Raw genomic sequence first — 19,525 nt, forward strand, 5'->3', positions numbered from 1 at the left:
AAATGCAAAACCCGGCGACCGAAATCGCCGGGTTTTTGTTTGCCTGCTGGCATCAGCTAGATCGCGGCATAGACCGCTTTCGCCAGATCCATGGTGAACTGACCCCACATGCCTTCGAGCGTCGTGTTGGTGAGCGCCACGACAGTCAACCTTTCCTTGGGGTCGACGAACCAGCTGTGCCCATAGACGCCACCCCATTTGATCGTGCCAGCCGAGAAGGGGACTTGAGCGACCACGGGATCGAGGACGACGGACCAGCCGTAGCCGAAACCGAAGCCGGCCTGCTGCGCCTGCATATGCCCGCCCGCCTGATCGGTCATCATGGTCTTCACCGTATCGGCCGACAACAGCGGAGCTCCGCCCTTTCTGATCGTTTCCAGAATTGCAAGGATGTCGCTTGCCGTTCCGGCCATACCGGCGCCGCCGGAGTGGTAGGAAGTGGGATCGAATATCCTATCGGGTGCAAAGCGGATCGTGCCGTCGAAGATCGGAACGAGCGCCTCGTCTCCCATGCGTTGCGGTTCGGGGTTGCCATCCACATAGGCGGCAGCCAGTCGGTTGCGGTCGCGGACGGAAAAGGCCGTGTCGGAGAGACCGAGCGGCTTCATGACTAGCTCCGTAGCCGCATCGCCGAGAGAAACGCCGGTTTCCTTCTCGATGACGCCGCCAAGGACATCCATCGCCAGCGAATAATGCCAGCCATCGCCGGGAGCGAAGGCAAGGGGGGCGCCGGCGATACGCTTGAGATTGTCGTCCAGCGATCGTCCCGGTATGTCTAGGCCGTCGGATACACCGGCACGATGATACGGGCCGTCCTGTTGCTCCGCAAATGTGTAGATCAGCCCGGAGGTGTGCGTAAGAAGATGCTGGATACGGATCACGGCTTCACCGCCATCCGGCAGCCTTGGCCGGAAATCCGGCAGCCATTTGGTGATCGGATCGTCGAGCCCGATGCGGCCCTGTTCGACAAGCCGCATGGCCGTGATGGCGACGATCGGCTTGGTGACGGAGGCGAGGCGGAAGATGGCATCTTCCCGCATGGCCACCTTGTTTTCCCGATCCGCCAGACCGGCCGCGCGGGCGTAGACCAGTTCTCCATCGCGGGCGATGAGGACCACCACTCCGACCAGCCTCTTGTCCGACAAGGCGGAATCAACTGCGATGTCGACGCCTTCTGTAAGGCTGCCGCCGCTCGCAAGCGCGGAATTTTCCAGGGGAAGACTCATGGAGCAAAACCTTCTATAATCACAATGACCATTCCTGAATAAACCAGATCGGGAAATAATTCTAGAGTGACCATTGTGAAAAATAAGGAAGAGATGGAAAATTCTTCACCACGCAAGCGTGGGCGTCCGCCCGCTTTCGATCGGGAAACGGTTCTCGCCGCCGCGCGGGATACTTTCTGGAAGCATGGCTATGACGGTTCCTCCATTGCCGATCTGACGGCGGCCATGGGCATCACGCCGCAAAGCCTCTACGCGGCCTTCGGTTCGAAGGCCGAGCTCTATCGCGAGACGCTCGATCAATACCGGCGCATGCCCCGGCCGGAGCCCGGCAACCCCTTTCAGGACAAACTGGATACGGTGACCGCCTTCGAGCGCTTTCTGACGAATTCCGCCAAGATCTTCACTGCGCCGGAACATCCGAAAGGCTGCATGATATCGACGGCGGTCCTGAACTGCGCCGAGGAGAACGAGCCGATCGCCCATCATGTCGCATCGATGCGCCTGCAGACGCTGGATATCTTCGCCGCACGGATCGAGCGTGGTATTGCGGAAGGTGATATGCGGCCGGATGTCGATGCTCGCTCGCTCGCTCGCTTTCTCGGCGCGATCGTGCAGGGCATGTCCGTCCAGGCGCGCGACGGTGCGACGACGGAGGAACTGCTTGCCTTGTCGTCCCATGCGCTCAGCGAACTGAAGACGTATCAGCCGAGGCAGGAAACTTAACTCGCAAAGAAAAACCCGGCGACCGAAATCGCCGGGTTTCTGAATAGCATCGCAAGCGAACGGCTGCTCAGTCGTTCGAGGAAACCTTGAGACCGATCACCTGCGGGATCGTCGTCGGTGCGCCCATGGCGGCGCCGATGATCATCGGCACCGGCACCGGCTTGCCGGGGGCGGCGGTGACGGTCAGGCTTTTCGGATTGTCGAGATAGGCGTTGACGGCGGACGAAACAGCGTTCTGCAGTTCCGGAATGTTGAGCTGCGCCATCATGATCGGCGTCATCGCCTTCAGCGTATCGGCGAGCTGCTTGCCGGTGACGCCCTGCTGCTTGCCGGCGAAATCGAGCGCGCGCGCGGTGATCGAAGCATCGTCGAAACGGATCTGGGCGCTGTTGAAGGTCAGCTGCTGGAGGAGGCCCAGCATGGCAAGGCCGGCCGACTGTTGCGCTTCCTGCTGGTTCGGATTGGAGCGAACCGTTTTGAGCGCTTCCTGCAGCGACTTGGCAAAAGCAGGCGTATAGCCGGAAATGCTGAAGGCGAGGTTCAGCTTGCCGATATCCTTGAAGTCGAAGGAATATTCGCTGATGTCGATCGTGCCGGGACCGATCTCCCAGCTGCCCTTCATCGCGATCGTCCCATCGATCTGCTGCAGCTTGAGCGCTTCGATCGCTTCCTTGGACTTCTGGTCATCGACCTTGCTGAGATCGGCTTTGATGCCATTGATCTTTGCGTCGAAGTCGAGGCCCGACTTGTCGTCTCGCTTGTTCATCGTTGCGTCGGCGTCCTCGATCGAGAACACTTCTGCGCCGTCTTTGCTGACGGAGATTTCACCGGCATGGGCGCTCTTGTAATAGAGCAGCGAGCCGAGATCGCCCTTGGTGGCATCAGCCGGGATTTCGACGCCGCTCAGCTTGAGATCGCTGGCGGAAACGGCTGTGCCATCCTTTTTGAAATCGACATCCGCGAAGTCGATTTCGTCGATCGTGTAGCCACCATTGCTTTCTTCGACGCCATCCAGGGTGATGTCGCCAAGCGGGATGGCCTCGCCCATGTCGGCCGTCTTGAAGCTTGCCCCCTTCAGCGTCACGGTGCTGCCGTCGATATCGATACCCCCAGCTGCAATCGAAGCGCCCTGCTGGCCGTAGATGTCGTTGATCTTCTTCAGCAAGTCGTTGCCGTCGAGGGCAAAAGCCGAGCTTGCGAAAGACAGGATGGCAGCGCTGCAGAGCATCAGCCGCGTGGTCCGATAGAAAGTCATTATGGCGTTTCCTCGTTGAGCCGGTGGTATCGGCGGGGGTGTACAGATTGCGCGTGTACTGCGCCGACTTATATTGATCTTTCTTTGAAAATCCAATGACAATGAATGTAGCGTCCCAGTGCAGCAAAAATGCATCGGTGGCCATCTCGCAGAATGGCCGAAATGCCTTCATCCACAGGTGCTTTCCGCTGATTTCTTGCCGGGAATCGCCATCTCCGATAGTCAAGGACCATGGGAAAAAATCTGACACCGCCGCCCGGTGACGGCGACGACAACATCGTTCCGGTCGACCTGAAGGCCGCGCTCGAAGAGCGCTATCTGGCCTATGCTCTGTCGACCATTACGCAACGCGCGCTTCCCGACGTCCGCGACGGGCTGAAGCCGGTGCATCGCCGCATCGTCTATGCGATGAGCGAGATGGGGCTCCGCCCGAACTCAGCCTTCCGCAAATGCGCGAAGATCGTCGGCGAGGTGATGGGTAACTATCACCCGCATGGCGACCAGTCGATCTATGACGCGCTGGCGCGTCTCGCTCAGGATTTCTCGCAGCGCTACACGCTGGTCAACGGCCAGGGCAATTTCGGCAATATCGACGGCGATAGCCCGGCCGCGATGCGTTATACCGAATCCAAGATGACGGCGGTTTCCGAACTGCTGCTCGAAGGGATCGATCAGGACGCGGTCGATTTCCGCGATACCTACGACGAGTCGAATTCCGAGCCGGTCGTCCTGCCGGGCGCGTTCCCCAATCTGCTCGCTAACGGTTCCTCGGGCATTGCCGTCGGCATGGCAACATCAATCCCGCCGCATAACGTCCACGAGATCTGCGACGCGGCGCTGCATCTGATCAAGGATCGCGATGCGACGGTCGAGAAGCTGGTGGAACTGTATATTCCAGGCCCGGATTTCCCGACCGGCGGCATCATCATCGATGATCGCCAGAGCATTATCGAAAGCTACAAGACCGGTCGCGGCGGCTTTCGTGTCCGCTCCAAATGGGAGATCGAGGATCTCGGTCGCGGCGGCTACCAGATCGTTATCACGGAGATTCCGTTCCAGGTGCAGAAGTCACGGCTGATCGAAAAGATCGCCGAACTGCTACTGGCGCGCAAGCTGCCGCTGCTCGAGGATGTCCGCGACGAGTCCGCCGAGGATATCCGTGTCGTTCTCGTGCCGAAGAGCCGTACGGTCGACGCGACCATCCTAATGGAATCGATGTTCAAGCTGACTGAGCTGGAAAGTCGTTTCCCTCTCAACATGAACGTCCTGTCCATGGGACGTATCCCCAGGGTCATGGCCCTGAACGAGGTGCTGAGGGAATGGCTGGATCATCGCCGCGAAGTCCTGCTGCGCCGTTCGCGCTTCCGTCTGGCGGCAATTGAAAAGCGCCTCGAAATCCTCGGCGGCTTGCTCGTCGCCTATCTCAACATCGATGAGGTCATCGCCATCATCCGTGAGGAGGATGAGCCGAAGCCCGTGATGATGGAGCGCTTCGGCCTCACGGATAATCAGGTCGAGGCGATCCTCAATATGCGGCTGCGCTCCTTGCGCAAGCTGGAAGAGTTCGAGATTCGCAAGGAATTCGACGGCCTGACCAAGGAGAAGGCCGACATCGAGGCATTGCTGGATTCGGAAGAAAAGCAGTGGCAGACGGTTTCCTGGGAAATCGGCGAGGTGAAGAAGAAATTCGCCAAGGCGACCGATATTGGCCGCCGCCGTACCCAGTTTGCCGAGGCGCCGGAGGCCGACGATGCCGCCATTCAGCAGGCGATGATCGAGAAGGAGCCGATCACCGTCGTTGTCTCGGAAAAAGGCTGGATCCGTGCCCTCAAGGGTCATATTTCCGATACCTCGTCGCTGACTTTCAAGGAGGGCGACGGACTGAAGGTTGCCTTCCCGGCGCAGACGACGGACAAGATTCTGATCGTTACGACCGGCGGCAAGGCCTATACGCTCGGTGGCGACAAGCTGCCCGGCGGCCGTGGCCACGGCGAGCCGCTGCGCATCATGATCGACATGGAAAACGATCAGGACGTGCTGACCGCCTTCGTCCACGATCCCCAGCGCAAACAGATGATCTCATCGACTGCGGGCAACGGCTTCATCGTTGCCGAGGCGGAACTGGTCGCCAATACCCGCAAGGGCAAGCAGATCATGAATGTCTCCTATCCCGACGAGACCAAGCTTCTCGTCCCGATATCCGGCGATCACGTTGCCGTGGTTGGCGAGAACCGCAAGATGCTTATCTTCCCGCTTTCGCAGGTGCCGGAAATGTCACGCGGCAAGGGCGTGCGCCTTCAGAAATACAAGGATGGCGGCGTCGCCGATATCAGGTGCTTCGCGATTGCCGATGGCCTGACCTGGGAAGACAGTGCCGGCCGCACCTTCACCAAAAACAAGGACGAATTGGTGGAATGGTTGGGCGACCGCGCCGGCGCCGGCCGTGCCGTCCCAAAGGGCTTCCCCAGAAGTGGCCGGTTTTCTGGGTGAGAATCGATGGACCTAGGTCCGAGCAATCGGCCCGTTGGGTCGATTGCAGCGACGAACGCCCTGAGCCCTAGCGAAGGGCCGGGGTGACTGATACGGCAGCCCGTCACCCGGCGAGCGGAATACAGAAGTCTTTGAAGAAGTGCGTGGCGCCGATTTCATCGATTTCTCCGGCTGCGACACCTAGTACGAATGCAACGATCATCCCATCGTCTGCCTCGATCAAATAGCCATTGATGTAGAGAAATGTGAACGCCGCCAGGTAACCAGTTCTTTTGTTCCCGTCGGAAAAAGGATGGTTCCGCACCAGGCCATAAAGATAGGCGGCGGCCAGAGCGAATACGTCATTTTCGCCATATGCAGCCTTGTGGAGCGGACGGGCCAACGCCGCTTCCAAAGCATTTTCATCCTTCAAACTGGGCAAGCCACCATGCTCGGCGAGTTGTTCCTCGTGCATGATCTCGATGGCTTCGCGGGAGAGCCATTTGTATTCGGTCATTTTGCAAGTTCACGCAGAGCGGCACGATATTTCTGCATGCCAAGCCGCGCAGCCCGCAGTTGTTCGGCGAGATCGGCGCGCTCCGGAACCAACTCGATGTTGCCGTTTATTTCGCGTATTTCCAATGCATCGCCATTCTTCAAGCCGAGTCTGTGAAGGATTTCCTTCGGAATAATCACACCTTCGGAATTGCCGATCTTGCGGATGGTAACGTTCATGGGTTCAGCTCCAATGTAATAACCTGGTTATAACATCGGGCGGCTGTTGTTTCAATGCGCAAGACCCTGTGCCGCTAACGCCGCTCTCGCCTTGACCCGCGCCTGCCAGAGCGAATGAGCAGCAAGCGCCAGGATCAGGATGGCGCCGCCGGCGAGTGTCATGTTCGTCGGCGCCTCAAGGAAGATCAGCCAGACCCAGATCGGCGCGAGGATCGTTTCCAGCAGATAGAACATGGCTACTTCCGGCGCGGAGAGAAAACGCGTGCCTGTCGCAAGGCACCAGAAGGAAAGCGGCATCAGCACGGCACCGTCGAAGAGGATCCAGCCGGGATGTTCGACGGAAAAACCGGAGGGCGCAATGTGATAGAGCCCGACGGCAGCCGGGATGACGGCGGCCAGCAAGGAAGCGAAGCCCATATCCCGGCCGGAGGCACGGCTGATAGTGATGGCGCAGGCGATGGAAAACGATGCGAGCACCGAAAGTGCATCGCCAAGCATATGCCCACCCTCCATGCCGTCACCAACGATGAGCCCGACCCCGAGGATCATGACCGCCATGGTCATGAAGGTGGAAAGGGCGGGGCGCTCTTTGAGGAAGATCCAGGAGAGAAGCGCGGTGAACATCGGGTTCAGCGCGATGATGAACACCACATTCGCCGCCGTCGTGTAATAGACGGCAAGGAGAAAAGCGATGGTCGTCAGCCCGTAGAAGAAGCCGACGGGAAGTCCGAGCCAGCCTGGCAGCACGCCCCGCAGCGACCCCTTAACACGGCGGATAACGAAAAGTGCGGCAAGCGCCACGACGATGGTCGCAAGGCTGCGCGCTGACAGCACCGACCAGACCTCACCGCTGGAAAGCCGAATCAGCGGTATATCCATCGATAACACGAGCCCGCCAAGCGTCGCCAGCAGCAGGCCCTTTTGATGATCCGAAAGACGGGGAAACATTCAGCGCAGGTTATCTTTATCGCCGTCGGCTGCGGGATCGAAACGCTCCCAGCCGCGCGGGGTCAGATGCTCCTGGGGCTGAAAGCGCGTCTTATAGTCCATCTTGCGCGAGCCTTTGACCCAATAGCCGAGGTAAATATGCGGCAAGCCGAGCGCCTTCGTCCGCTTGATATGATCGAGGATCATGAAGGTGCCGAGCGATCGTGCGTCGAGGTCGGGATTGAAGTAGGAATAGACCATCGACAGCCCGTCGCTCATGACGTCGGTGAGAGCCGCCGCCAGCAATTCGCCTTTCGGGCGCTGTTCCAGCCCCGAGCCTTCCTCGCGGCGGCGATATTCGATGATGCGCGTATTCACGTGCGTATCCTCGACCATGATCGCATAGTCGAGCACCGTCATGTCGGACATGCCGCCGTGCTGGTGCCGATAGTCGAGATAGCGGCGGAAGAGCGAATATTGCTCGCTCGAAGGCTGCGCGGGAAATTCGGTGGCGATGACGTCGCTATTGGCGGCCAGAATGCGCCGCATCGAGCGGGTGGGCTCGAATTCCTGGGCAAGGATGCGGACCGACACGCAGGCGCGGCAGGCCTCGCAGGCAGGCCGATAGGCGATGTTCTGCGAGCGCCGGAAGCCGCCCTGGGTGAGGATATCGTTCATCTCGGCCGCGCGCGGGCCGACGAGATGCGTGAAGACCTTGCGCTCCATCTCGTTCGGCAGGTACGGGCAGGAGGCCGGTGCCGTCAGATAAAACTGCGGAGAAGGCGTCGACTGCGTGTTCATCTGCCGTTGATTGCCCTTTCGTTCGGCACCTGTTTTTTACAAGCATGGCTCAAGTTTAGAAAACGTCAACTACGTCCTTCGCTAAAGATCGAAGTTTCCTAATTCATGATGCACTCGGATCCCACCTCGCGGGTGGTTTTACCCCGCGAGGGATCGTCTATTTGACATCGCGACGTGCGTGTTTCAGGCCGTGCGGGCGATGACCGTGCCGAGCAGCAGGTCGTGCACCAGCCGACTGCGATCGGTAAACAGGCCTACCAGCAGGATCAGCGGCGTCAAGACGGAGTTCAGGATCCAGAACAGTGCCAGATGGACGATCGCCGTCAGGAAATCCATTCGGCGTCCGTCGACGCGGACCATGGTAAGGCCCATGGCGCGCATGCCGAGCGAAGCCTGGTAGGGGCCGCCGAGCGTCCAGCCGAAATACAAACCGGCTACGATGACGAAGAGGGCGGGGTAGAGGATGAAGCCAAGCCCCAGCGTCAGGATCGAAACGAAAAACAGCACGACGGCAGCCGGAATGCAGAGCAGCGCGACGATGATGTAATCGACGATGAATGCAAAGATGCGCCGGCTCAGCACGCCACTATAGGCGCGCCAGTCATCCGGTGCTGCATAGAGCGGGCTGGGGTTCAGGCTCATTGCTTTCCTCCTTGGGGAAACATTTGCCGAACATATGGTATCAGGTCCGGCAAATACAATAAGCGAATGGTACGGCGCTATTTTCGCGCGAGATGCTTGGCGACATCCACGGCGAAATAGGTGAGGATACCGTCGCAGCCGGCGCGCTTGAAGGCGAGCAGGGTTTCGAGCATCACTCTCTCGCCGTCGATCCAGCCGTTGGCGGCGGCTGCCTTGATCATCGCGTATTCGCCGGAGACCTGATAGGCGAAGGTCGGAAGACCGAACGCCTCCTTCAGCCGCCAGCAGATATCGAGATAGGGCAGGCCGGGCTTGACCATCAGCATGTCGGCGCCTTCCTCGACATCGAGCGCGGCATCGCGCACCGCCTCGGTGCCGTTGGCCGGATCGATGTAATAGGTCTTTTTATCGCCCTTCAGCAGGCCGCCGGTCGAAATCGCCTCGCGGTAAGGGCCATAGAAGGCAGAGCTGAATTTCGTCGCATAGCTCATGATGCCGACGCTCTGGTGGCCTGCGGCATCGAGCGCCTGGCGGATCGCGCCGATGCGGCCGTCCATCATTTCCGAAGGCGCGATGATGTCTGCTCCGGCATCCGCTTGGTAGACCGCGGCACGCGCCACCTGTTCGACCGTCTCGTCATTGACGATCTCGTTGCCGCGCAGGATGCCGTCATGCCCGTGGCTGGTGAAGGGGTCGAGCGCTACGTCGGTTATGACGCCGATGCCAGGCACGGCCTTTTTGATGGCGGCAGTGGCAAGATTGATAAGATTGTTCTTCTCGAGGCTGTTGGAGCCGGTCTCGTCGCGCAGCTCCATTTCGATGTTCGGGAATGTGGCGAGCGCGGGAATGCCGAGATCGGCCGCTTCCTTGGCCGCTTCCACGGCCTTGTCCACCGTCATGCGGTTGACGCCGGGCATGGCCGGGATCGGCTCGGCGATGCCGGTGCCCGGGATCACGAAGATCGGCCAGATCAGATCGTCGACCGTCAGCCGGTTCTCCTGCACCAGGCGGCGCGTCCAGTCGGCCTTGCGGTTGCGTCGCATGCGGCGATGCCCGGTGATCTCGTCAACGAGATGCGTCTTGTTCTCCATGATGCCGCCATCCTTCTTCGTCTATTTATGGCACTCTGTATAGGCCGCGTACCTATCACGCTGTCCCCAGGATTCAAAACCAGGCGAAAGGCCGCAGCCATTATATTCTGGCGAGGCCGATGCCTCCTACGTATTGTTCGCGCATGGAACCTGATTCTTCGACCGTACCCAAGAATACGCTGACGGGCATCCTGTTCGTGCTGTTCCTGCGGCTGATCGCGATCGCCTGTTTCTGGCTCGGCCTGCAATACTGGGCGATGCTGGTCGGCTATTCGCTGGACGGTCATGCCCGCTTCGATCTGCTGGCCCTGCCGTGGAAGGTCGCAGGTGCCGGTCTTGCCGTCGTCTTTCCCGTTGCCGCGCTCGGATTGTGGCTCACCGTCTCCTGGGGGCCGGTCATGTGGGTGCTGGCCGCAGGCGGGCAGGGGCTGATGTACGGCGTCTGGCCGGAGATATTCGGATCCAATCCGCTGATCATGATCTTGCATGCCTGTGTCGCGGTGATTTATTGCGCTTTCCGCGTCCTGTTGTGGCAGGAGAAACGCCGGCGTCGTCGCCAGCAGGTAATGGTTGATTTACCCTGAGACAGCAACACTTCCTGGTAAGATGCTGTTAAGCCTGCAGTTTAAGTAGAATTTTATGTGTATTCGATAGGGTCTCACTCAAGGCGGGAAGAAAACGACACCGCCAAACAAAACAGAGTGAGGCCAAGTCATGATGAACACGAAAATCAAGCCGCAGGCAGTTGCAAACGCTCGGGATCAGCAGGTTGACGACATCCGGGCTCTTTACATGGAATCCCTTCACCTAGTCGAGCGTCTGCACCGCCGCCTGCTTGATGTTATCAAGGACGAGTTCGACCGTCAGGGTCGCGACGACGTCAACGCCGTCCAGGCGCTGCTCCTTTTCAATATCGGCAATTCCGAGCTGACGGCCGGTGAACTGCGCTCGCGCGGTTTCTACCTCGGCTCCAACGTCTCCTACAACGTCAAGAAGCTGGTCGACCTCGGCTTCATCAACCATCAGCGCTCGCGCATCGACCGTCGCTCGGTCCGCATCAGCCTGACGGAAACCGGCCAGGAGATCGCCGAAACCGTTGCCAAGCTCTATGAGCGCCACATCGGCTCTATCGACAAGGTCGGCGGCATCGGCACCGACGAATTCACCCAGATGAACAAGCTCCTGCAGCGCCTCGACCGCTTCTGGAACGATAGCATCGCTTACCGCATGTAAGTAGCGGTACCGATCGATCATAAGACCTTCCAGTAAATACAAGCTGGACACGTTCCCTGCGTGTCCGGCTTGCCCTGCGTGTCCGGCTGCCCGTGTCCGGCTTGAATGCGTTGTGGCGCTATAATTGTGCGGTTTTTGCCACGTCCGCTCCTTGCCTTGTGTCATATCCAATCCGCAGGACGCATGCGCCATTGACGCCGGTTCAAGACACGCTATGAACCACGCGCAGCTGTGGTATTTTAGCAATTGCAACATGGCTTTTATTTCCGCGTCGCGCGGCAAGGCAAGTTCCATGCCGAACGACACGAATTGGCCATATTGCTATGACAGCGGAAACGGACGGCAAGCAGCGCTTTCGAAATCGATCTTATGGCCCAAAGGTCTTCGCTTCGCAATATTGTGATAGTTCGTGGCGAAGTTTTTGGTGGTGCTTTAAGGGCGCTGATTGATACTGAGCGGCGTTACTTGGCGCGAGCTTGCGCTATTTACTGCTTCCTCTCTTGGCTGCGCATGATTTGGATCGCAGCGTTGAACGGTTAGGACATGTCGAAGAAAAACGGAATGGAACCCTTTTCGCGCCGCTCTTTCCTGCGGTCGGCTGCAACTCTTGGCGCTGCCGCATTGGCCGCTCCGGCCCTTGCACAAAACGCAACTCCGCTTGAGGCGTTGATCAACGACCGCTCGCGTGGCAATTGGGACGACCAATTCGACGCGAAGGCTGCGGCGCGCACCGCCGCCGCCGTCCAGTCGAATGCGCCAATCCTTGGGCCAGATTCCGTATCGAATATTCAGCAGGCGATCGCGCAATATCAGAGCATTGCCGCCAACGGCGGATGGCCGCAGATCAATCCGACAAGCCAGCAGCCGCTGCAGCTCGGTGTGACCGATCCGGCCGTACAGTCGCTGCGCCAGCATTTGATGATCACAGGCGACCTGCCGCGTGAGGCTGGTATGTCCTCTGCCTTCGACTCCTATGTCGACGGCGCGGTCAAGCGTTTCCAGGCCCGTCACGGCCTGCCGGCGGATGGCGTCCTGGGTGATTTCACGCTGAAGGCGATGAACATCCCCGCCAATGTCCGCCTGCAGCAGTTGAACACCAATCTTGTTCGTCTCCAGACGTTCCCGTCCGATCTCGGCCGTCGTCACGTCATGGTCAACATTCCGGCGACACGTGTCGAAGCCGTCGAGGATGGTCAGGTCGCGCTGCGCCACCAGGCGATCGTCGGTCGGGAATCGCGGCCGACGCATATCATCAATTCAAAGATCTACGAGGTCATCCTCAACCCGTACTGGACGGCGCCGCGTTCCATCGTCATCAAGGACATCGTGCCCTTGATGCGCAAGGACCCGACCTACCTGACGAAGAACAACATTCGCCTTATCGACGGCAAGGGCCAGGAAGTAGCACCCGAGACGATCGACTGGAATTCGGACAAGGCGCCGGACCTGATGTTCCGTCAGGATCCGGGCAAGACGAATGCCATGGCGTCCACGAAGATCAACTTCCATAATCCCAACAACGAATACATGCACGACACGCCTGAGCAGGGCCTGTTCAACAAGCTGATGCGTTTCGACAGCTCGGGCTGCGTGCGCGTTCAGAACGTGCGCGACCTCGCGACCTGGCTGCTCGCCGTAACCCCGGGCTGGCCGCGTCAGCACATCGAGCAGGTCATCTCCAGCCGCGTCAACACGCCGATCACCTTGGCGTCGGAAGTACCGGTCTATTTCGTCTACATCTCCGCCTGGAGCGCCCGCGACGGCATCGTCCAGTTCCGCGACGATATCTATAATCTCGACGGCAACTCCCAGTTGGCGCTCAATACGACTGAGGGCATGGAGCAGCCGGTTCAATAATCGGCGTTGTTCGAACCCCATCGACATGGAAGCCGCATCGCAGGGTGCGGCTTTTTCGTTCGCCGGCGTCGCTCATCGTAGTTTGCCCAGCAAATGTCGCTGATCGTATTGCTCTCCGGCGACCCTGACGCTAATACCGTCTGCATTGCCGTTCCGGCCCGTTCAGGAGCTTTCACGATGACCAATGCGTCCACCGAACCCTTCTTCAATCGCTCGCTTGCCGATACCGATCCGGAAATCTTTGGTGCGATCGGCAAGGAGCTTGGTCGTCAGCGTCACGAAATCGAACTGATCGCCTCGGAAAACATCGTCTCGCGCGCCGTTCTGGAAGCGCAGGGTTCGATCATGACCAACAAGTACGCCGAAGGTTATCCTGGCAAGCGCTATTATGGCGGCTGCCAGTTCGTCGATATCGCCGAAGAGCTTGCCATCGAGCGTGCCAAGAAGCTGTTCGGCGTCAACTTTGCCAACGTCCAGCCGAATTCCGGTTCGCAGATGAACCAGGCCGTCTTCCTTGCGCTCCTGCAGCCGGGCGACACCTTCATGGGCCTGGACCTCAATTCGGGCGGCCACCTGACGCATGGTTCGCCGGTCAACATGTCCGGCAAGTGGTTCAACGTCGTGTCCTACGGCGTTCGCGAAGGCGACAACCTGCTCGATATGGACGAAGTGCAGCGCAAGGCCGAAGAGCACAAGCCGAAGCTCATCATCGCCGGCGGCACCGCCTATTCCCGAATCTGGGACTGGAAGCGCTTCCGCGAGATCGCCGACAGCGTCGGTGCCTATCTGATGGTCGACATGGCCCACATCGCCGGTCTCGTTGCCGGCGGCCAGCATCCGTCGCCGTTCCCGCATTGCCATGTCGCCACCACGACCACGCATAAGTCGCTTCGCGGCCCGCGCGGCGGCATGATCCTTACCAACGACGAGGATCTGGCCAAGAAGTTCAACTCGGCCGTCTTCCCCGGCCTTCAAGGTGGTCCGCTGATGCACGTCATCGCCGCCAAGGCCGTTGCCCTCGGCGAAGCGCTGCAGCCTGATTTCAAGGACTATGCGGCTCAGATCGTCAAGAACGCCAAGGCGCTTGCCGAAACGCTGATCTCCGGCGGCGTCGACGTCGTCTCCGGCGGCACTGACAACCACCTGATGCTGGTCGACCTGCGCAAGAAGAATGCCACCGGCAAGCGTGCGGAAGCCGCACTTGGCCGCGCCTATGTCACCTGCAACAAGAACGGCATTCCGTTCGACCCCGAAAAGCCTTTTGTCACCTCCGGTGTGCGCCTCGGCACGCCGGCCGGTACGACGCGCGGCTTCAAGGAAGCCGAGTTCCGGGAAATCGGCAATCTGATCATCGAAGTGCTCGATGGCCTGAAGGTCGCCAATTCCGACGAAGGCAATGCCGCCGTCGAGGCTGCCGTGCGCGAGAAAGTGGTCAAGCTCACTGACCGCTTCCCGATGTACGGCTACATGGGCTAAGGAGAGCGCATGCGCTGCCCTTACTGCGGCTCAGAAGACACCCAGGTCAAGGACTCGCGCCCGGCGGAGGACAATACGTCCATCCGCCGTCGGCGCATTTGTCCGGATTGTGGCGGCCGCTTCACCACCTTCGAGCGCGTTCAGCTGCGCGAATTGATGGTCATCAAGAAGACGGGCCGCAAGGTGCCGTTCGATCGCGACAAGCTGGTGCGCTCCTTCGAGATCGCACTGCGCAAGCGTCCGGTCGATAGGGACAGGATCGAGCGCGCGGTGTCCGGCATCGTCCGTCGCCTTGAAAGCTCCGGCGAGACCGAAATCAGCTCCGAGCAGATCGGTTTGCAGGTGCTGGAGGCGCTGAAGAGCCTCGATGACGTCGCCTTCGTGCGCTATGCCTCCGTCTATCGCGATTTTTCGCATGCGGAAGATTTCGAGCACGTGATCGAAGAGATCAACGCGAAGATCGCCCGCGATCCGCTGGATCCCTGACCATGGCGCCGCGGCCCGAGGACGAGCGTTTCATGGCCGCGGCCATCCGCCTGTCGCGCAGGCATCTTGGGCTGACCTCGACCAATCCGTCCGTCGGCTGCGTCATCGTCAAGGATGGCGTCGTTTTGGGCAGCGCCGTAACAGCGCTGGGCGGTCGCCCGCATGCCGAGCCTCAGGCCCTGGCCGAGGCGGGCGAGGCGGCGCGAGGCGCCACCGCCTATGTGTCGCTCGAGCCCTGTTCCCACTATGGCAAGACGCCGCCCTGCGCCGAGGCGCTGATTGCCTATGGGGTGGCGCGTGTCGTCATCAGCGTCACCGATCCCGATCAGCGCGTTTCCGGGCGCGGCATCAACATGCTGCGCGAAGCCGGCATCGAAGTCGATGCCGGCATTCTGGAAACGGAGGGCAGGCGGTCTCTTGCCGGCTATCTCATGCGCCAGACGAGAAACCGCCCCTATGTGACTCTCAAGCTTGCCATTTCCGCCGATGGCATGATTGGCAAGACGGGCAAAGGGCAGGTGCGCATCACCGGCGACATTTCGCGGGCGCAGGTGCAGATGCTGCGGGCCGAAAGCGACGCCATTCTCGTCGGTATCGGCACCGCGATCTCAGACGATCCGGAATTGACCTGCCGGCTTCCCGGCCTGGAATACCGTTCACCTTTGCGCATCGTCATCGACGATGATCTTCAGCTGCCGCTTGGCAGCAAGCTGGTAAGGACGGCACGGCAATATCCGGTTATCGCCGTTGCCGCCAATCCGCCGTCCTTCGACGACAATACCGACAGTGCCTTTTTGGCTCGCCGCGCAGCCCTCGATGCCGCCGGCGTCGAAGTGTTGCAGTCAAATTTGAGCGAACCGGGAGAGTTGCTGGAAGCCTTGGGCACGCGTGGCATCTCTTCCTTGCTGGTGGAAGGCGGCGCCAAGACGGCGCGGCGTTTCCTCGCCGCTGACCTGGTCGACCGCATCCTACTCTTCCAGGGGCCTTCCGATATCGGCGAGGGTGGTATTGAATCGCCCGTCGTCAAATCCAATATCCCGGCAAGTTTCATGCATATCGGCGAAAGCCGCTTCGGCGATGACCGCTGCGACGAATTTGAAAGAGGTTTTTGATGTTTACCGGAATTGTCACCGATGTCGGCACGGTCGAATCCATTTCTCCCTTGAAGGAGGGCATCAAGCTGCGCGTTGCCACCAATTACGATCCGGCGACGATCGATATGGGCGCGTCTATCTCGCATGCCGGCGTCTGCCTGACGGTCACCGGCCTGCCGGAAGAGGGCAGCAACGGACGCTGGTTCGAGGTCGAGGCATGGGAAGAAGCCCTGCGCCTGACGACGATCGGCACGTGGGAGACCGGTTCCAGGGTCAACCTCGAACGCTCCCTCAAGATCGGAGATGAACTCGGCGGCCACATCGTATCAGGCCATATCGACGGCAAGGCGGAAATCCTCTCGGTCACGGCCGAAGGTGATGCGACCCGCTTCCGCCTGCGCGCGCCGGAACATCTCGCAAGATTCGTGGCGCCCAAAGGTTCGGTCGCGCTCGATGGCACCTCGCTGACCGTCAATGCCGTCGATGGGACTGATTTCGATGTGCTCCTGATCCGCCATTCGCTTGAGGTCACGACCTGGGGCGAGCGCAAGGCCGGTGACTTCGTCAATTTCGAAGTCGACACCATGGCCCGCTACGCCGCCCGGCTGGCGGAATTCCCGGTCGTCAGCGAAGCTTAGATTTCATAGGCTTGCTGTGGGGAAGCGTCGATCGGCGCCTCGCCAGCTTATGCGAGCGCTTTTTCCATCAGGAAGTTCGACAATGTCTGGCCGCGCTTTTCGACCCGCTGCGCGGCCACGACGCCGAAACCCTTGCGTTCGAAGAAGGGGCGGGCGGTCAAGCTCGCTTCGGTGAAAATCTGTTGAAGGCCCTGTTTGCGCGCAGCTCTTTCGACCGCTGCAAGCAGTAGGCTGGCCACGCCCTTTCCCTGATAATCGGGCGAAACGAACATCATGTCGAGGCAACCATCCGATTTCAGATCGGTAAAGCCGATGGGCGTGGAGCCATCCAACGCAAGCCAGGTCGGCCGGCTGGCGCGATATTGCGCCCAGATCTCGGCATCGTCGACCTTCGCCCAGGCGGCGATCTCAGCCGGGCTGTAGTCCTTCGACGCGACCTTGCGAATGGCCCTCAGGAAAATGTCGATCGTGGCTTGGGCATCACCCGGTCCGTAAGGTCTGACCGAAAACCTATCCCCCGAAACCGGCATGACACTCACCCGCAACGCCGCCTAGCGCTCGAATATGGCATTGCATCTGTCCTTGAACGTTACTTCGCCGATGCGCCGGAAACCGATCTTTTCGGCAACCCGCAGCGACGGTACGTTCTCCAGGTCCACGATGCAGGTCATGCGCCGGTCTGCGAACTGGCTGTCCGCCCAGGCTATCGCTGCGTTCATGGCTTCTGTCGCATAGCCCTTGCCCTGCATTGGCGGCGTAATGCCCCAGCCGGCCTCCAGCGTGCCTTCCGTCATCGGCGTCATGTCACGGTGCAGATCGAGAAAACCGACTTCGCCTATCAGCTTGCCGCTTTGGCGTTCTTCGACGGCAAAGAAGCCGAAGCCGAGATGATGCCATAGGCCGGCATAGCGCAGGAGGCGGGCCCAGACCTGTTCACGTGTCGGCATTTCGCCGCCGATAAAGCGAACGATCTCCTCGTGTTTCCAGAGGTCGAGGAATTCTTCGAAATCATCGACTCTGTGTCCGCGTAGCAGCAGGCGATCGGTCGTCAGTGTCGGAATATGGGTCATGGAGATATGGAGCTTTGCTGAACTCTGTCCCTTGGTGATGCTTAGTCGTTCGAGGCGCCGGGCTCGCCGTCCCAGTAGTCGAGGTTGCCGGCGGCGGCGCGGCCGATCGTACGGAACGTCGCCTTGCCGTCATTATTGGTCTTCGCCAGGAACTTGCCGGAATCGGGATATTCGACGATTTCGGTTCGTGCCTTGGTGGAAATGGCGAGATAGATGAGCACGCCGGGGCCGGTATTGATCAGCTGATGCGCCGTTTCCGAGCCGCCGGCGGGGGCGCCCAATACGTCGCCCTTGCTGATTGCGATACGCTGCTCGCCGAAGCGATATTCGCCTTCGCCGTCGAGGATGACGAAGAGTTCCTCCTCGACATGATGGTTGTGAAACGGACAGCCGGATTTGCCGGGCGGGACTTCGCTATAGCTGATCCCGAGATTCTTCAGGCCGAGCAACGCTCCGAAGGAGATATCGCTGCCGGCAAAGAAGCTGCCCTGTTGCCAATGCTCCAGCTCGAGCGCGCCGACATTGACGGCGGGTGCGGATTTCTTTGTCATGAACCTCCCCTTTGCAGGCTTTGAATTATTATCGAAGCGGTTGCGTTGGCGAAAGCCACAATTTTCGCGTTGCGCCGGTGATTTCCAAATAGGGCCGGAATTGGCGCCAGCCATTAAAAACACTTGCCAAGCGAGGCCCGCCGTGGTTTGACCCGGCCTGACAAGGTGCCGCGCCCTCTCAATCCGCAGGTGATGTATGACCAGCTCTTCCAATGCCCATATCCTTATCGTCGAAGCCCGCTTCTATGACGATATGGCCGATGCACTGCTCGACGGTGCCAAGGCTGCTCTCGACGAGGCTGGCGCGACCTATGATATCGTCACCGTTCCCGGTGCGCTGGAGATCCCGGCTGCGATCGCCATGGCGCTCGACGGCGGCGACAATGGCGGCGTCGTCTATGACGGCTATGTCGCCCTGGGCATGGTCATCCGCGGCGAAACCTATCATTTCGATATCGTCGCCAATGAATCCTCGCGAGCGCTGATGGATCTGGCCGTCAGCGAATCCCTCGCGATCGGCAATGGTATCCTCACCGTCGAGAACGATGAGCAGGCATGGGCGCGTGCGCGCCGTTCGGACAAGGACAAGGGCGGTTTCGCTGCCCGTGCGGCGCTGACCATGATCGCGCTGAAAGAGAAGTTGGGTGCATAATTCATGAGCAATCAGGATAACGAGCGACCGGCAAAGCCCGCCAACCAGCGAGGCGCTGCGCGCCTTGCGGCGGTGCAGGCGCTCTATCAGATGGATATCGGCGGAACCGGCGTTCTGGAGGTGGTGGCTGAATACGAGGCCCATCGTCTCGGGCAGGAACTGGACGGAGAGACCTATCTGAAGGCTGATGCCTCCTGGTTCCGTTCCATCGTGTCGGGTGTCGTGCGCGATCAAACCAAGCTCGATCCCCTGATCGGGTCGGCCCTTCAGGACGACTGGGCGTTGTCACGTCTCGACAGCACCGTACGCGCCATCCTGCGCGCCGGCACATTCGAGCTCCTCGACCGTAAGGACGTGCCTGTTCCGGTCATCGTCACCGAATATGTCGAGATCGCTCACGCCTTTTTTGAAGAGGACGAGCCCAAGCTCGTCAATGCGGTGCTCGACCGAATCGCCAAGCAGGTTCGCGGCGAAGCCAAGAAATAAGGTTCGCCGAGCGCGCAAATCGTAACGCAGGCCACTTTCGTTTCCTTCGTTCGCGCCTGATTTCACCTTCGAATATTCTTTTGAACCTCCTGCGGGTATTTTACCCGCGGGCG

22 protein-coding genes are annotated in these 19,525 nt (G+C 59.9%); 11 read left to right on the forward strand and 11 right to left on the reverse strand.

Going from position 1 to position 19,525, the window contains the following annotated elements; all coding sequences use genetic code 11:
- Nucleotides 1-56 precede the first annotated feature (56 nt).
- Entirely contained in the window at nucleotides 57-1,226 is a 1,170-nt protein-coding gene (locus tag PH552_RS30680) for a serine hydrolase domain-containing protein (protein WP_113250655.1), read from the reverse strand.
- A 66-nt stretch (nucleotides 1,227-1,292) separates the two neighbouring features.
- Here PH552_RS30680 and PH552_RS30685 point away from each other — a divergent pair, with 66 nt between their 5' ends.
- Nucleotides 1,293-1,949 carry a TetR/AcrR family transcriptional regulator gene (locus PH552_RS30685; protein ID WP_181592411.1) on the forward strand — a complete coding sequence of 219 codons (657 nt, stop codon included), beginning with the start codon at nucleotides 1,293-1,295 and terminating at the stop codon, nucleotides 1,947-1,949.
- Nucleotides 1,950-2,016: 67 nt separating this feature from the next.
- Here the strand turns inward: PH552_RS30685 and PH552_RS30690 are convergent, their stop codons facing one another.
- The gene (locus PH552_RS30690; RefSeq protein ID WP_113250654.1) at nucleotides 2,017-3,204 is read right to left on the reverse strand and encodes a hypothetical protein; all 1,188 of its coding nucleotides are present in this window, start codon (nucleotides 3,202-3,204) and stop codon (nucleotides 2,017-2,019) included.
- A gap of 231 nt (nucleotides 3,205-3,435) precedes the next feature.
- Here PH552_RS30690 and parC point away from each other — a divergent pair, with 231 nt between their 5' ends.
- The gene (parC, locus tag PH552_RS30695) at nucleotides 3,436-5,694 is read left to right on the forward strand and encodes a DNA topoisomerase IV subunit A (RefSeq protein WP_113250653.1); all 2,259 of its coding nucleotides are present in this window, start codon (nucleotides 3,436-3,438) and stop codon (nucleotides 5,692-5,694) included.
- Between the two features lie 103 nt (nucleotides 5,695-5,797).
- Here parC and PH552_RS30700 read toward each other — a convergent pair whose 3' ends face one another.
- The 6 genes from PH552_RS30700 to hemB all read right to left on the reverse strand — a co-directional run bounded on the left by PH552_RS30700 (nucleotide 5,798) and on the right by hemB (nucleotide 9,869).
- A complete protein-coding gene (locus PH552_RS30700) occupies nucleotides 5,798-6,190 on the reverse strand; it encodes a type II toxin-antitoxin system death-on-curing family toxin (RefSeq protein WP_113250652.1) in 393 nt (130 codons plus the stop codon).
- On the reverse strand, nucleotides 6,187-6,408 hold the full coding sequence (locus PH552_RS30705; protein ID WP_112344138.1) for an AbrB/MazE/SpoVT family DNA-binding domain-containing protein: 222 nt from the start codon (nucleotides 6,406-6,408) through the stop codon (nucleotides 6,187-6,189). Before PH552_RS30705 ends, PH552_RS30700 begins: the two co-directional genes overlap by 4 nt.
- A gap of 51 nt (nucleotides 6,409-6,459) precedes the next feature.
- Complete coding sequence (locus PH552_RS30710) at nucleotides 6,460-7,356, reverse strand: DMT family transporter (protein WP_113250651.1); 897 nt, start codon at nucleotides 7,354-7,356, stop codon at nucleotides 6,460-6,462.
- Complete coding sequence (locus PH552_RS30715) at nucleotides 7,357-8,136, reverse strand: arginyltransferase (protein WP_112344140.1); 780 nt, start codon at nucleotides 8,134-8,136, stop codon at nucleotides 7,357-7,359.
- Between the two features lie 183 nt (nucleotides 8,137-8,319).
- Entirely contained in the window at nucleotides 8,320-8,778 is a 459-nt protein-coding gene (locus tag PH552_RS30720) for an RDD family protein (protein ID WP_112344141.1), read from the reverse strand.
- Between the two features lie 77 nt (nucleotides 8,779-8,855).
- Nucleotides 8,856-9,869 carry a porphobilinogen synthase gene (hemB, locus tag PH552_RS30725; RefSeq protein WP_112344142.1) on the reverse strand — a complete coding sequence of 338 codons (1,014 nt, stop codon included), beginning with the start codon at nucleotides 9,867-9,869 and terminating at the stop codon, nucleotides 8,856-8,858.
- 143 nt (nucleotides 9,870-10,012) lie between these two features.
- On the opposite strand from hemB, the gene PH552_RS30730 reads away from it, so the two are divergent.
- The 7 genes from PH552_RS30730 to PH552_RS30760 all read left to right on the forward strand — a co-directional run bounded on the left by PH552_RS30730 (nucleotide 10,013) and on the right by PH552_RS30760 (nucleotide 16,653).
- Nucleotides 10,013-10,453 carry a DUF6163 family protein gene (locus PH552_RS30730; RefSeq protein WP_113250650.1) on the forward strand — a complete coding sequence of 147 codons (441 nt, stop codon included), beginning with the start codon at nucleotides 10,013-10,015 and terminating at the stop codon, nucleotides 10,451-10,453.
- Nucleotides 10,454-10,586: 133 nt separating this feature from the next.
- Nucleotides 10,587-11,102 (forward strand): transcriptional regulator LdtR, encoded by a 516-nt coding sequence (ldtR, locus tag PH552_RS30735; protein ID WP_112344267.1) that lies wholly within the window; start codon nucleotides 10,587-10,589, stop codon nucleotides 11,100-11,102.
- Between the two features lie 543 nt (nucleotides 11,103-11,645).
- Nucleotides 11,646-12,959 carry a L,D-transpeptidase family protein gene (locus tag PH552_RS30740; protein WP_183763166.1) on the forward strand — a complete coding sequence of 438 codons (1,314 nt, stop codon included), beginning with the start codon at nucleotides 11,646-11,648 and terminating at the stop codon, nucleotides 12,957-12,959.
- 177 nt (nucleotides 12,960-13,136) lie between these two features.
- The gene (gene glyA / locus PH552_RS30745) at nucleotides 13,137-14,435 is read left to right on the forward strand and encodes a serine hydroxymethyltransferase (protein ID WP_069616242.1); all 1,299 of its coding nucleotides are present in this window, start codon (nucleotides 13,137-13,139) and stop codon (nucleotides 14,433-14,435) included.
- A 9-nt stretch (nucleotides 14,436-14,444) separates the two neighbouring features.
- Entirely contained in the window at nucleotides 14,445-14,921 is a 477-nt protein-coding gene (nrdR, locus tag PH552_RS30750; protein WP_112344147.1) for a transcriptional regulator NrdR, read from the forward strand.
- Between the two features lie 2 nt (nucleotides 14,922-14,923).
- Nucleotides 14,924-16,033, forward strand: coding sequence for a bifunctional diaminohydroxyphosphoribosylaminopyrimidine deaminase/5-amino-6-(5-phosphoribosylamino)uracil reductase RibD (gene ribD / locus PH552_RS30755; protein ID WP_113250649.1), 1,110 nt, complete (start codon nucleotides 14,924-14,926; stop codon nucleotides 16,031-16,033).
- The gene (locus tag PH552_RS30760; protein ID WP_113250648.1) at nucleotides 16,033-16,653 is read left to right on the forward strand and encodes a riboflavin synthase; all 621 of its coding nucleotides are present in this window, start codon (nucleotides 16,033-16,035) and stop codon (nucleotides 16,651-16,653) included. The genes ribD and PH552_RS30760 overlap by 1 nt, the downstream gene beginning before the upstream one ends.
- 47 nt (nucleotides 16,654-16,700) lie before the next feature.
- On the opposite strand, the gene PH552_RS30765 is transcribed toward PH552_RS30760, so the two are convergent.
- The 3 genes from PH552_RS30765 to PH552_RS30775 are packed head-to-tail and all read right to left on the reverse strand — an operon-like array spanning nucleotide 16,701 to nucleotide 18,274.
- The gene (locus PH552_RS30765) at nucleotides 16,701-17,183 is read right to left on the reverse strand and encodes a GNAT family N-acetyltransferase (protein ID WP_113250647.1); all 483 of its coding nucleotides are present in this window, start codon (nucleotides 17,181-17,183) and stop codon (nucleotides 16,701-16,703) included.
- Nucleotides 17,184-17,204: 21 nt separating this feature from the next.
- The gene (locus PH552_RS30770; protein ID WP_112344150.1) at nucleotides 17,205-17,723 is read right to left on the reverse strand and encodes a GNAT family N-acetyltransferase; all 519 of its coding nucleotides are present in this window, start codon (nucleotides 17,721-17,723) and stop codon (nucleotides 17,205-17,207) included.
- A 41-nt stretch (nucleotides 17,724-17,764) separates the two neighbouring features.
- A complete protein-coding gene (locus PH552_RS30775) occupies nucleotides 17,765-18,274 on the reverse strand; it encodes a cupin domain-containing protein (protein WP_113250646.1) in 510 nt (169 codons plus the stop codon).
- A gap of 196 nt (nucleotides 18,275-18,470) precedes the next feature.
- Between PH552_RS30775 and ribH the strand changes: the two genes are divergently transcribed.
- On the forward strand, nucleotides 18,471-18,926 hold the full coding sequence (gene ribH, locus PH552_RS30780) for a 6,7-dimethyl-8-ribityllumazine synthase (RefSeq protein ID WP_112344152.1): 456 nt from the start codon (nucleotides 18,471-18,473) through the stop codon (nucleotides 18,924-18,926).
- A gap of 3 nt (nucleotides 18,927-18,929) precedes the next feature.
- The gene (gene nusB, locus PH552_RS30785) at nucleotides 18,930-19,412 is read left to right on the forward strand and encodes a transcription antitermination factor NusB (protein WP_112344153.1); all 483 of its coding nucleotides are present in this window, start codon (nucleotides 18,930-18,932) and stop codon (nucleotides 19,410-19,412) included.
- Nucleotides 19,413-19,525: the final 113 nt, after the last annotated feature.

Origin of the sequence: Rhizobium aureum, from assembly GCF_030182495.1 — a bacterium.
Taxonomy (GTDB): Bacteria; Pseudomonadota; Alphaproteobacteria; order Rhizobiales; family Rhizobiaceae; genus Rhizobium; species Rhizobium tropici_C.